Source organism: Streptomyces sp. NPDC050988 (genome assembly GCF_044456225.1).
In the GTDB taxonomy this organism is placed as follows: Bacteria; Actinomycetota; Actinomycetes; order Streptomycetales; family Streptomycetaceae; genus Streptomyces.
Genome location: NZ_JBITFQ010000016.1, coordinates 138,012 through 150,616 on the forward strand (window position 1 = coordinate 138,012; position 12,605 = coordinate 150,616).

The 12,605-nt window shown below is 69.6% G+C and carries 9 protein-coding genes; 4 read left to right on the forward strand and 5 right to left on the reverse strand.

From position 1 onward, the window contains the following. Positions 1 to 21: 21 nt before the first annotated feature. From ACIBEI_RS29845 to ACIBEI_RS29860, 4 genes are all read right to left on the reverse strand, one after another. Positions 22 to 1,680: an alkaline phosphatase D family protein gene (locus tag ACIBEI_RS29845; RefSeq protein ID WP_398893324.1), complete on the reverse strand. Its 1,659-nt coding sequence runs from the start codon at positions 1,678 to 1,680 to the stop codon at positions 22 to 24. A gap of 158 nt (positions 1,681 to 1,838) precedes the next feature. Beyond that, positions 1,839 to 2,639 carry a DsbA family protein gene (locus ACIBEI_RS29850; protein ID WP_398893325.1) on the reverse strand — a complete coding sequence of 267 codons (801 nt, stop codon included), beginning with the start codon at positions 2,637 to 2,639 and terminating at the stop codon, positions 1,839 to 1,841. A 46-nt stretch (positions 2,640 to 2,685) separates the two neighbouring features. Next, positions 2,686 to 3,369, reverse strand: a complete 684-nt coding sequence (locus ACIBEI_RS29855; protein WP_398893326.1) for a hypothetical protein — start codon at positions 3,367 to 3,369, stop codon at positions 2,686 to 2,688. A gap of 84 nt (positions 3,370 to 3,453) precedes the next feature. After that, positions 3,454 to 4,782 (reverse strand): DUF2252 domain-containing protein, encoded by a 1,329-nt coding sequence (locus ACIBEI_RS29860; protein ID WP_398893327.1) that lies wholly within the window; start codon positions 4,780 to 4,782, stop codon positions 3,454 to 3,456. Positions 4,783 to 5,042: 260 nt separating this feature from the next. Between ACIBEI_RS29860 and dnaE the strand changes: the two genes are divergently transcribed. After that, positions 5,043 to 8,582: a DNA polymerase III subunit alpha gene (gene dnaE / locus ACIBEI_RS29865; protein ID WP_398893328.1), complete on the forward strand. Its 3,540-nt coding sequence runs from the start codon at positions 5,043 to 5,045 to the stop codon at positions 8,580 to 8,582. 124 nt (positions 8,583 to 8,706) lie between these two features. On the opposite strand, the gene ACIBEI_RS29870 is transcribed toward dnaE, so the two are convergent. Continuing rightward, positions 8,707 to 8,886, reverse strand: coding sequence for a hypothetical protein (locus tag ACIBEI_RS29870; protein WP_361062705.1), 180 nt, complete (start codon positions 8,884 to 8,886; stop codon positions 8,707 to 8,709). A gap of 224 nt (positions 8,887 to 9,110) precedes the next feature. On the opposite strand from ACIBEI_RS29870, the gene ACIBEI_RS29875 reads away from it, so the two are divergent. From ACIBEI_RS29875 to ACIBEI_RS29885, 3 genes are all read left to right on the forward strand, one after another. Then, positions 9,111 to 10,331, forward strand: a complete 1,221-nt coding sequence (locus ACIBEI_RS29875; protein WP_398893329.1) for an NYN domain-containing protein — start codon at positions 9,111 to 9,113, stop codon at positions 10,329 to 10,331. Positions 10,332 to 10,711: 380 nt separating this feature from the next. Continuing rightward, complete coding sequence (locus ACIBEI_RS29880) at positions 10,712 to 11,692, forward strand: ABC transporter ATP-binding protein (RefSeq protein ID WP_398893367.1); 981 nt, start codon at positions 10,712 to 10,714, stop codon at positions 11,690 to 11,692. Positions 11,693 to 11,762: 70 nt separating this feature from the next. After that, the gene (locus tag ACIBEI_RS29885) at positions 11,763 to 12,605 is read left to right on the forward strand and encodes an ABC transporter permease (protein ID WP_398893330.1); all 843 of its coding nucleotides are present in this window, start codon (positions 11,763 to 11,765) and stop codon (positions 12,603 to 12,605) included.

A 12,605-nucleotide genomic window follows, 5' to 3' on the forward strand; every position in this document is an offset into this window, starting at 1 on the left:
CTCTGTCCCGTCCGTGCCGGATCAGACCGGGGCGTACACCCGCTCCACCTTCTGCGTGCCGCTGCGCGTGCGGTACGAACGGGCCCAGGACGCCGTCGCGTTCGCGGACGTGCGGCTGGACAGTACGTAGTAGTCCATCTGCGCCCGTTCGGCGGTGAGGTCCAGGACCCCGTAGCCGTGGCGGTCCGTGTCGACCCAGTGGACGTGCCGGTTGGCGGCCCGGATCAGCGGTGAGGCGACGGCGGAGACCGTGCCCTCCGGGACTTTAACCAGGTCGTCGAGGTTGTCGGAGGTCACCGACGTGACGACGAACTCGGTGGCGGCGGACGCCGACAGCGGATACGTACCGGCGTTGTACGGCACGTCGTTGGCCCAGGCCATGTGGATGTCGCCGGTGAGGAAGACCGTGTTGCGGATCGCGTTGTCCCGCAGGTGTGTGAGCAGTTCGCGGCGGTCGTCGGTGTAGCCGTCCCACTGGTCGGTGTTGAGGGCCAGGCCCTCCTTGGGCAGGCCGAGCAGCTCGGCGAGCGGTTTCAGGAGTTCGGCGGAGAGCGAGCCGAGGGCGAAGGGCGCGATCATGACGGAGTTGCCGACCAGCCGCCAGCTGGTGTCGGAGGACTTCAGGCCCGCCTTCAGCCAGTCGAGCTGAGCCCGGCCGGTGAGCGTACGGTCCGGGTCGTCCACCGAGCCGTTGCCGACCTTCACCTGCTGCGAGCGGTACGAGCGCAGGTCGAGCAGCGAGAGATCGGCCAGCTTGCCGAAGCGCAGCCGCCGGTAGGTGGTCCCCGCGATCGCGGGCCGTACCGGCATCCACTCGAAGTAGGCCTGCTTGGCGGCCGACTGGCGGGCGGACCAGGCGCCCTCCGCGCCCTCGGTGTGGTTCTCGGCACCGCCCGACCAGGTGTCGTTGGCGAACTCGTGGTCGTCCCAGATCGCGATGACGGGGGCCGCCGCGTGCAGGGCCTGAAGGTCCGGGTCGGTCTTGTAACGGCCGTGCCGGGTGCGGTAGTCGGCGAGGCTGACTATTTCGTGCGCGGGGGCGTGCGGACGTACGACGGTGTCGCGTGTCCCGTACTCGCCGGTGCCGTACTCGTAGATGTAGTCGCCCAGATGCAGCCAGGCGTCCAGGTCGCCGCGCGCGGCCAGATGCCGGTAGGCGGCGAAGTAGCCGGCCTCCCAGTTGGCGCAGGACACCACTCCGAAGCGCATACCGGTCACGGCCGCGTCATGGGCCGGGGCGGTGCGGGTGCGGGCGGCCGGTGAGTCCGTGCCGCCGCTGGAGAAGCGGAACCAGTAGGCCGTGGCGGGCCTCAGGCCGCGGATGTCGGCCTTGACGGTGTGGTCGGAGGCGGCGGTCGCGGTGGTGGAGCCCTTCGCGACGATGTTCGTGAACGCCTTGTCCGTGGCCACGGTCCAGCCGACCTCGACGTCGGGGCCGAGCCCGGAGCCGGGCACCGCCTCGGGCGTGGGAGTCACCCTGGTCCACAGCAGGACGCCGTCCGGCAGCGGGTCCCCGGAGGCGACGCCGTGCAGGAAGGCGGGGGCCTCGGCGGCGCGGGCCGGCAGTACGGCGGCGAGCGGGGCTCCGAGCACGGCGGTGGCCGCGGCCGCCTTGACCACCGTACGGCGGCGCGGCGCGGGGGAGTTAGGGCTGGAGAGGGATCTGAGTCGACTGGTCACGGCCGCTCAGATTACTGACGGGTAGCGCTTTCGGTAAGGCAGAAGACGTGAAAGGCGGGCGAACCCGGAAGAGTTCGCCCGCCCTTATGCCGCGCGTTACTTGAGCCGCTCGCTCCACGCCCTGCGCTGCTCGCGTTGTGCTGCTCGTCCTGCGCTCGTTACTTGGTGACGCCCGCGTCCTTGAGTGACTTCTCCCAGTCGGCGACCGTGCTCGGGTTCTTGATCACCTTGTCGTTGATCTTGATCGTCGGCGTCGAGTCGACACCCTTGGCGCTGTCGAAGGTCTTGCTCATCCTCATCGCCCAGGCGTCGTACGTGCCCTTCTCGACGGCGTCCTGGAACTTCTTGTTGCCCTTCAGCGCGTCCACCGTGTCCGCCACCTTGATCAGGTAGCTGTCCTTGGAGAACTCGTCCGTCGTCTCCTCGGGGTGGTACTTCGTCGAGTAGAGCGCGGTCTTGTACTCCAGGAACGCGTCGGTGCTCACGTTCAGCGCGGCGCCGAGCGCGCTCAGCGCGTTCTTCGAACCGTCGCCGCCGAGATTGCCGTCGAGGAAGGTGCCGAGGGTGAAGGACAGCTTGTAGTCGCCGTCCGTCATGCCCTTGTTGACGGTCTCGCCGACGGTCTGCTCGAAGGAGGCGCAGGCCGGGCAGCGCGCGTCCTCGTAGAGGTGGATCGTGTTCTTGGTCTTGGAGTCGCCGACCAGGACGGTCGTGCCGTTCGTGCCGCTGGTGTTGGCGGGGGCGACGACCTTCGCGTCGGCGGCCGCGTCCCACTTGGAGGGCTCGTTGTTCTGTACGACGGCGTAGCCGATGCCGCCGGCTATCGCGAGCACCGCGACGATCGAACCGGCGACGATGACCTGCCGCCTGACCTTCTCGCGCTTGGCCTGACGCTCGCGCTCGACGCGCAGCCGCTCACGGGCCGCCGACTTCGCGGCCTGGCTGTTCCTCTTGCTCATGATGGTGTTCTCCGTGGTGATGACAGGTGTATGGGGACTGGCGTGCTCAGGCGAATACGGCCGAGCACGGCGGTCCACGCCGTCCCAGGGAGTGCACGAAGAGGCGGGTACGCGTGGCGGCGACCCGGCGCGTGGGGCGCGGCAGCCGGCGTACGGGAGTGAAGTGGACGGTCACCGCGGCGACCGCGATCAGCAGGGGCCGGAAGGTGGCCGCGGCCACTGCGTCCAGGAGCTGGGCCAGGGCCCGCTCGCCGCGCCGCAGCCAGGCGGCCGCGAGCAGACCCACACCGATGTGCGCGCCGAGCAGCAGCCAGGCGGCGGCCGGGTCGGCGTTCGCGAGCAGGGCCGCGGCGGGCTGGGTCTCGCCGCCGGTGACCCGCGCCAGCGGGGTGCCGACCTCGCCGCCGCACAGCACGTCGAGACCGACCGAGCGCAGTGGGCCCGTGACCGGGCCGCCCGCCCTGCCGTAACAGGCGTGCTGGCCGGCGGTGAACAGCGTGTCGGCGGCCAGCTCCAGCGGGATCAGCAGGGCGGCGATCCGCCCGAAGCCGCGCTCACGGCCCGCCAGCGCGTACGCGACGACGAAGACCGCACCCGCGATCACGGCCACGGTGGTCAGCGGCAGCGGGACCTGGGACAGCAGCACGTGCGACGCGGTGCTGAGCGTCACGACGAGTGCCGTGAACAGCGCCGCGCGCACGGCTCTGAGCTGGGTCCCGGATATGTCCATAGCGGAGGAGAGTGTCCCACGTACTCCTGTAAGAGGTCCCTAAAGGGTTCCTGTGCGTTGTGCGCCGTCTACGTTGTGCGATGTCTACAGACCGGGAATCCGGCCGTTACGGAAAAGGTCCACGAAGATCTGGTGGTCGGCACGCGCCCGTGCGCCGTACTCATGCGCGAAGTCGACAAGGAGGTCGCCGAAGCTGTCCTCGTCGCCCGCGATCGCCGCGTCGATGGCGCGCTCCGTGGAGAACGGCACCAGCTCCGAGTGGCCGCTCTCGTCGTCCGCCGCCGCGTGCATGGTGGCGGTGGACCGGCCGAGGTCCGCGACGACCGCCGCGATCTCCTCCGGGTCGTCGATGTCGCTCCAGTCCAGGTCCACCGCGTACGGCGAGACCTCGGCGACGAGCTGGCCCGCGCCGTCCAGCTCGGTCCAGCCCAGCCACGGGTCGGCGTGCGCCTGGAGGGCGCGCTGGGAGATCACCGTGCGGTGGCCCTCGTGCTGGAAGTACTCACGGATCGAGGAGTCCGTGACGTGCCGGGAGACGGCCGGGGTCTGGGCCTGCTTGATGTAGATCACCACATCGTTCTCCAGGGCGTCGGTGGCGCCCTCCAGAAGGATGTTGTACGAGGGCAGGCCCGCCGAGCCGATGCCGATGCCGCGCCGGCCCACGACGTCCTTCACGCGGTACGAGTCGGGGCGGGAGAGGGACGCCTCGGGCAGCGTCTCCAGGTAGCCGTCGAAGGCCGCCAGGACCTTGTAGCGCGTGGCCGCGTCCAGCTCGATGGAGCCGCCGCCCGGCGCGAAGCGGCGCTCGAAGTCGCGGATCTCGGTCATCGAGTCGAGCAGCCCGAAGCGGGTCAGCGAGCGGGCGTCGCGCAGGGCGTCCAGGAGCGGGCCCTGCGCGGTGTCCAGCGTGAAGGGCGGCACCTCGTCGCTCTTGGCGCCCGTCGCGAGGGCGTGGATGCGCTCGCGATAGGCGGCCGCGTACGTCCGGACGAGGTCGGTGATCTGTCCGTCGCTCAGCGCCTTCGCGTAGCCGATCAGGGCCACGGAGGCCGCGAGGCGCTTGAGGTCCCAGGTGAAGGGGCCGACATACGCCTCGTCGAAGTCGTTCACGTTGAAGATCAGGCGCCCCTGGGCGTCCATGTACGTGCCGAAGTTCTCCGCGTGCAGGTCGCCGTGGATCCACACCCGCGAGGTGCGCTCGTCCAGGTACGGTCCGCCCCGCTTCTCCTGCTCCAGGTCGTGGTAAAAGAGCCCCGCCGTGCCGCGGTAGAAGGCGAACGCGGAGGCCGCCATCTTTCGGAACTTCACGCGGAACGCGGCCGGGTCGGCGGCCAGCAGTTCGCCGAAGGCGGTGTCGAATACGGCGAGGATCTGTTCGCCGCGTTGCTCGGCGCTGAGCTGCGGAACCGACATCGCTGGGTGCCTCCTGGTGCAGGTGGTGCATGACAAGTGGGACGGAATGTGCCGTCCGCCGGAGCGGATGCCTCCGTCGTCTTCCAACGGACGAAGGTACGCGGGAGTGCCCGTTCTCCCCTCACGAAGGTATGCACGAAGGTACGGGGGAGACCGCTCCGAGTGTCAGTGCTCCGGCATAGACTTCGACGCTGTCCCCCGGACTGTCCGCAGCCTGTTGGGATGCTCGTCGACGCCCGTTCTTCTTGGAGGCCGAAGCCGTGTCAAAGCCGCCGTTCACGCACCTGCACGTCCACACCCAGTACTCGCTGCTGGACGGTGCCGCGCGGCTCAAGGACATGTTCAACGCGTGCAACGAGATGGGCATGACCCATATCGCGATGTCCGACCACGGCAACCTGCACGGGGCGTACGACTTCTTCCACACGGCCAAGAAGGCGGGCGTCACACCGATCATCGGCATCGAGGCGTACGTCGCCCCCGAGTCCCGGCGCAACAAGCGGAAGATCCAGTGGGGCCAGCCGCACCAGAAGCGCGACGACGTCTCCGGTTCGGGTGGTTACACGCACAAGACGATCTGGGCGGCGAACAAGACGGGCCTGCACAACCTCTTCAAGCTCTCCTCGGACGCGTACGCCGAGGGCTGGCTGCAGAAGTGGCCGCGGATGGACAAGGAGACCATCTCCCAGTGGTCCGAGGGCCTGATCGCCTCCACGGGATGCCCCTCCGGCGAACTGCAGACCCGGCTGCGCCTCGGCCAGTTCGACGAGGCGGTGAAGGCGGCCTCGGAGTACCAGGACATCTTCGGCAAGGACCGGTACTTCCTGGAGCTGATGGACCACGGCATCGACATCGAGCGCCGGGTCCGTGACGACCTGCTGCGGGTCGGCAAGAAGCTCGGCATCCCGCCGCTGGTGACCAACGACTCGCACTACACGTACGCGCACGAGGCGACCGCGCACGACGCGCTGCTGTGCATCCAGACCGGCAAGAACCTCTCGGACCCGGACCGCTTCCGCTTCGACGGCACGGGCTACTACCTGAAGACCACGGACGAGATGTACGCGGTGGACTCCTCGGAGGCCTGGCAGGAGGGGTGTGCCAACACCCTGCTGGTGGCCGAGCAGATCGACACCTCCGGCATGTTCGAGGCGAAGAACCTCATGCCGAAGTTCGAGATTCCCGAGGGCTTCACCGAGGTCACCTGGTTCAAGGAGGAGGTCCGCCTGGGCATGGAGCGGCGCTTCCCCGGCGGCGTTCCCGACGACCGGCAGAAGCAGGTCGAGTACGAGATGGACGTCATCATCCAGATGGGGTTCCCCGGCTACTTCCTCGTCGTCGCCGACTTCATCATGTGGGCCAAGAACCAGGGCATCGCGGTCGGCCCGGGCCGTGGCTCCGCGGCCGGTTCGATCGTCGCGTACGCCATGGGCATCACCGACCTCGACCCGATCCCGCACGGTCTGATCTTCGAGCGGTTCCTGAACCCCGAGCGCGTGTCCATGCCCGACGTCGACATCGACTTCGACGAGCGCAGGCGCGTCGAGGTGATCAGGTATGTGACGGAGAAGTACGGGGCCGACAAGGTCGCCATGATCGGCACGTACGGAAAGATCAAGGCGAAGAACGCCATCAAGGACTCCGCGCGCGTGCTGGGTTATCCGTACGCGATGGGCGACCGGCTCACCAAGGCCATGCCCGCCGACGTCCTCGGCAAGGGCATCGACCTGAACGGCATCACCGATCCCAAGCACCCGCGTTACGGCGAGGCGGGCGAGATCCGGGGGATGTACGAGAACGAGCCGGACGTGAAGAAGGTCATCGACACCGCGAAGGGCGTCGAGGGCCTGGTCCGGCAGATGGGTGTGCACGCGGCCGGCGTGATCATGTCCAGCGAGCCGATCGTCGACCACGCCCCGATCTGGGTGCGGCACACCGACGGCGTGACGATCACACAGTGGGACTACCCGCAGTGCGAGTCGCTCGGCCTGCTGAAGATGGACTTCCTGGGCCTGCGCAACCTCACGATCATGGACGACGCCATCAAGATGGTGAAGGCCAACAAGGGCATCGACCTGGAGATGCTCGCCCTCCCGCTGGACGACCCCAAGACCTTCGAACTGCTCTGCCGCGGCGACACCCTCGGCGTCTTCCAGTTCGACGGCGGCCCGATGCGCTCGCTGCTCCGCCAGATGCAGCCCGACAACTTCGAGGACATCTCCGCCGTCTCGGCCCTCTACCGGCCGGGCCCGATGGGCATGAACTCGCACATCAACTACGCGGAGCGCAAGAACAAGCGCCAGGAGATCACGCCGATCCACAAGGAGCTGGAGGAGCCGCTCGAAGAGGTCCTCGCGGTCACCTACGGCCTGATCGTCTACCAGGAGCAGGTCCAGAAGGCCGCCCAGATCATCGCCGGCTACTCGCTCGGCGAGGCCGACATCCTCCGCCGCGTGATGGGCAAGAAGAAGCCCGACGAACTGGCGAAGAACTTCGTCCTCTTCCAGAAGGGCGCCCGGGACAAGGGCTACAGCGACGAGGCGATCCAGGGCCTGTGGGACGTGCTGGTCCCCTTCGCCGGCTACGCGTTCAACAAGGCGCACTCCGCCGCGTACGGACTGGTGTCGTACTGGACCGCGTATCTGAAGGCGAACTACCCGGCCGAGTACATGGCCGCGCTGCTCACCTCGGTCAAGGACGACAAGGACAAGTCCGCGATCTACCTCAACGAGTGCCGGCGCATGAAGATCAAGGTGCTGCCGCCGAACGTCAACGAGTCGGTGCACAACTTCGCCGCCCAGGGCGACGACGTGATCCTCTTCGGCCTGGAGGCCGTGCGCAACGTCGGCACGAACGTGGTCGAGTCGATCATCCGCAGCCGCAAGGCGAAGGGGAAGTACGGCTCCTTCCCTGACTATCTCGACAAGGTCGAGGCGGTGGCCTGCAACAAGCGGACCACGGAGTCGCTGATCAAGGCGGGCGCCTTCGACACGATGGGGCACACCCGCAAGGGCCTGACCGCGCACTTCGAGCCGATGATCGACAACGTGGTGGCGGTCAAGCGCAAGGAGGCCGAGGGCCAGTTCGACCTCTTCGGCGGGATGGGCGAGGAGGAGAACACCGAGCCGGGCTTCGGCCTGGACGTGGAGTTCACCACCGACGAGTGGGACAAGGCCTATCTGCTCGCCCAGGAGCGGGAGATGCTCGGCCTGTACGTCTCCGACCACCCGCTCTTCGGCCTGGAGCACGTGCTGTCCGACAAGGCGGACGCGGGCATCGCCCAGCTCACCGGCGGCGAGCACTCGGACGGCGCGGTCGTCACCATCGGCGGGATCATCTCCGGGCTGCAGCGCAAGATGACCAAGCAGGGCAACGCCTGGGCGATCGCCACCGTCGAGGACCTCGCGGGCTCCATCGAGTGCATGTTCTTCCCGGCGACCTATCAGCTGGTGTCGACCCAACTCGTCGAGGACGCGGTGGTGTTCGTCAAGGGACGCCTCGACAAGCGTGAGGACGTTCCCCGGCTCGTCGCGATGGAACTCCAGGTCCCGGACCTGTCGAACGCGGGCACCAACGCGCCCGTGATCCTCACCATCCCGGCGCTGAAGGTCACCCCGCCGATGATCAGCAGGCTCGGCGAGATCCTCAGCCATCACAAGGGCGAGAGCGAGGTGCGGATCAGGCTCCAGGGCCCGAGCAAGACCACGGTCCTGCGGCTCGACCGGCACCGGGTGAAGCCGGACCCCGCGCTCTTCGGTGACTTGAAAGTGCTGCTCGGGCCGTCCTGCCTGGCGGGCTGAACCGAACCGACAGTCGACATACGAGAGGGGCGCATCCGTCACGGATGCGCCCCTCGTCGTGTGCCTGGGCTTCACAGCAGCCCTCAGCAGCCCTCAGCAGCCCTCAACAGGCCTCGCCGGGACCTCAGTTGTGGCCGAAGCGCTTCTGGTGCTTACGGGCGACATCGGCGGGGCTGCCCTGGGCCTGCGACATCGGCGACTGCTGCGCCTCCGCCGAGGACCGGTCTGCCTGCTCCTTCGCGCGCTCGGCCTGCGAGGAGCGGTCCTGCTGCCCGCCCTGCTTGCGGTTCTTGTTCTTGGCCATGGTGATCTGCCTCCTACGGGGGTTCTCGGGGCCAGGGCCGGGACCAGACTCACATAGCGCGACAACAAGCGCATTTCGGAGAATTACCGTGCGTAATAAGCCCTGTCGGTGAGTGATCCGTCGATCCGCCACGCCGAAGATCGAGTTCCGGCCGTTAACCTCCGCAGGGTCGGGCAGACTCGAAGGAAGCCCGAAGCAAACCTCCCGGAAAGAGGGTGGATCGCGTGGACCGCTGCATTGTCCTGGTGGACGCCGGGTACCTGCTCGGGGCTGCTGCCAGTCTCCTCGCCGGGGATTCCTCCCGCTCCCGGATCACCGTCGACCACGCCGCCCTCATCCAGGGCCTGCGCGAGCGCGCCGAGTCCGACACGGAACGGCCCCTGTTGCGCATCTACTGGTTCGACGGCGCCCCCGACCGAGTACCGCAGCCCGAGCACCGCAGACTGCGCGTGATGCCACGGGTCACGGTGCGCCTCGGCGCGCTGACCCGCAGCGACGGGCGCTGGGCGCAGAAGGGCGTGGACGCCGCCATGCACGCCGAGCTCACGGAGCTGGCGCGCAACCGTGCCTGCTCCGACGTCGTGCTCGTCACCGGGGACGGGGATCTGCTGCCCGGCATGATGGCCGCCAAGGAGCACGGGGTCGCCGTGCATCTGTGGGCCGTGCAGGCCGCCGACGGCGACTACAACCAGTCCGAGGACCTGGTCGCCGAGGCCGACGAGCGGCGGGTCCTCGACCGTATCTGGATCACCAAGGCCGTCCAGGCCAAGGATCTCGGCGGGGTCTGCGCGCCGCCGCCCGTTCCGCGGCCGGAGATCGCCGCGATCCTCTCCGCTCCGTTGCCCGAGTCCGCGCTGGCCTCCGCGGGTGAGCGGCCCTCGCGGGATGCCGAGCACGCGCAGGCCGCGCCCAGTGAGAACGGCACGGAGGGGAGGGCGCCGGCCGCCAAGGGTGGCGTTCCGACGCCGAAGGATCTGGCCGCGTTGCGGGCGCCCGGGACGCATACGCATCCGCAGCCCGCCAACGCGACGCTCCGGTGGTCCTCCGACAAGGGGTGGGTCGACCGGCCCGGTACCGCCGCGGAGTCCGCGGAGGCCGCGCTGCTGCCCACGCTCGCGCAGCTCACGTCGGCCGAGCAGCGGTGGGCCGATCGTGAGGAGGACATCACGACGGTGGGTGGGGATCCGTACGAGGTCGGGCAGGTGTTTGCCCGGCGGTGGATGGGGCGGTTGTCGGACCAGGCCCAGTTGCAGAAGCTGTCGACGATGTATCCCCGGGTGCCGCATCGGATCGACGGGGAGTTGTTGCGGTATGCGGCTCGGTTCGGGCTGCTCGCGCACAAGGACGATCAGATCGATGAGCATGATCGGTATGCGATTCGGGCGGGGTTCTGGCGGGAGATCGATGTGCGGACCGCAGCCGAGCATGCTCCCGCAGGGGAGTAGGGGTTCGCTGAGGTTGGCTTGCCGCCGGCCGGGAGGTTGTGGGTTGGGTGCGGGGCGGTGGGGGCTTGTCGCGCAGTTCCCCGCGCCCCTTGAAGGGGCGCGGCCCGGCGTTGTTGGGTGCGGGCCGGGGGGGGGGCTTGTCGCGCAGTTCCCCGCGCCCCTGGAGGGGCGTGAACCGGCGTTGTCGACCGCGGGCTCGCGGGGGTTGCTCGCGCCGTTCCTCGCGCCTCTGACGGGGCGCTGCCTTGTGCGCCTGGCGGGGGCCGATATTGGGTGTATGCCCGCCCCGGGCGTCGGGTGGGGGGTGGGACCCCGTACCCTCAGTCCTCGTGAGTACGCGCACCGCACAGGGAGTCCGGAACGGGCACGGTGGGGATGTCGTGTGCGCGGTGCGGGATCTGACGAAGACCTATCCGGCGGTGCGTGGGCGGCGCGGAGCACCCGGGACGCCCGAGGTGCGGGCCACCGACGGGGTACGGATCGACATCCGGCGAGGTGAGATCTTCGGGCTGCTCGGGCCGAACGGAGCGGGCAAGACCACCCTCGTACGCCAACTGACCGGGCTGATGCGCCCCGATCGCGGCAGTGTCGAGATCCTCGGGCACGACATCGTGCGCCACCCCGAGCGGGCGGCGCGGATCCTGGCGTACCTGGGGCAGGAGTCCACCGCGCTCGACGAGCTGACCGTGTCGCTGGCCGCGGAGACCACCGGGCGGCTGCGCGGGCTCGACGTACGCAGCGCGCGGGCCGAGCGGGACGAGGTCCTGGAGGAGCTGGGGCTCACCGCGCTGGCCTCGCGGCCGCTGAAGAAGCTGTCCGGCGGGCAGCGGCGGCTCGCCTGCTTCGCCACCACTCTCGTCGGCGCGCGGCCGTTCCTCGTCCTCGACGAGCCGACCACCGGCATGGACCCCGTCGCCCGCCGCGCCGTCTGGGGCGCCGTCGACCGGCGCCGGGTCGAGCACGCCACGACGGTCCTCCTGGTCACCCACAACGTCATCGAGGCGGAGACGGTCCTCGACCGCGTCGCCGTCCTCGACCGGGGCCGTGTCATCGCCTGCGACACCCCCTCGGGGCTGAAGGAGCAGGTCGCCGGCGAGGTGCGCCTCGAACTCGTCTGGCGCGAGCGTGCGCCCCTCGACGTGCCCGAGGTCGCCGCCCTGCGCGACCGGGCCGTAGAGTCGGGCCGTCGCTGGTCGCTGCGGCTCGCCCCCGAGGAGGCCCGCGCGGCCGTGGCGGCCGTCACCGGCGGCGCCGCCTTCGCGGCCCTGGACGACTTCACGCTCGCCACGCCGAGCCTGGAGGACGTGTACCTGGCGCTGGGCGGCAGCGCCGGAAACGTACGGGGGTTGGTCAAGGCATGAGCGTGCGGGCCTCCACAGCCGTACGGAACAGGTACAGGACGACAGCCGAAGCGAACAGGAGCCGCTCGACGTGAGTGTCGTACCCGCCGAGGTCCTGCCCGGCGCAGCCCGCGCGAACGGGAACCCGGTCGTGGACGCCGAGGACGGAGTCCGTGCCGTGGCCGGGCTCGGGCCGCGCGCGCGGCTCTGGCCGGCCCTGGCCGCCGTCTACCGGGCGCAGCTCTCCCGGGCCCGGGTGGCCCGGATCCCGCTGCTGTTCGTGGCGACCTTCCAGTCCGTCGGGATCATGGTCCTGATGCGCGGGGTCGTGGACGGCGGGGACGAGGCACACGCCGTCGTGGCCGGTTCGTCGGTCCTCGTGGTCGCGTTCGTGGCGCTCAACCTGCTCGCCCAGTACTTTGGCCAGCTGCGCGCCAGCGGGGGCCTCGACCACTACGCGACGCTGCCCGTGCCGCCCGCCGCCGTCGTGCTCGGCGCCGCCGCCGCGTACGCCTCCTTCACCGTGCCCGGGACCCTCGTCACCGCAGTGGTCGGCTGCATGCTCTTCGGGCTGCCGCTGACCCACCTGTGGGTCCTCCTCGCCGTCATCCCGCTCGCGGGCGCCGCGCTCGCCGGGCTCGGGGCGGCGCTCGGACTACTCGCCCCCCGGCCCGAACTCGCCACGCTGCTCGGACAGTTGGGCATGTCCGCCGCACTGCTGCTCGGGGTGCTGCCGCCGGACCGGCTGCCGATGGTCGTCCAGTACGCGCGTGACCTGCTGCCTTCCACGTACGGCGTCGAGGCCTTCGGGCTGACCTTCGGGGCGGACCCGGACTGGGGTGTCGTCCTGCTCGACCTCGCCGTGTGCGCGGGCGTCGGCGTCGCCTCGCTGGCCGTCGCGACCTGGGCCTACCGCCGGGCGGCCGTCCGGTGA

Coding starts and splice junctions, on each gene's coding strand:
- ACIBEI_RS29850 (WP_398893325.1), bottom strand. CDS start 2,639: ATGAGCAAGAGGAACAGCCAGGCCGCGAAGTCGGCGGCCCGTGAGCGG.
- ACIBEI_RS29855 (WP_398893326.1), bottom strand. CDS start 3,369: ATGGACATATCCGGGACCCAGCTCAGAGCCGTGCGCGCGGCGCTGTTC.
- ACIBEI_RS29860 (WP_398893327.1), bottom strand. CDS start 4,782: ATGTCGGTTCCGCAGCTCAGCGCCGAGCAACGCGGCGAACAGATCCTC.
- ACIBEI_RS29870 (WP_361062705.1), bottom strand. CDS start 8,886: ATGGCCAAGAACAAGAACCGCAAGCAGGGCGGGCAGCAGGACCGCTCC.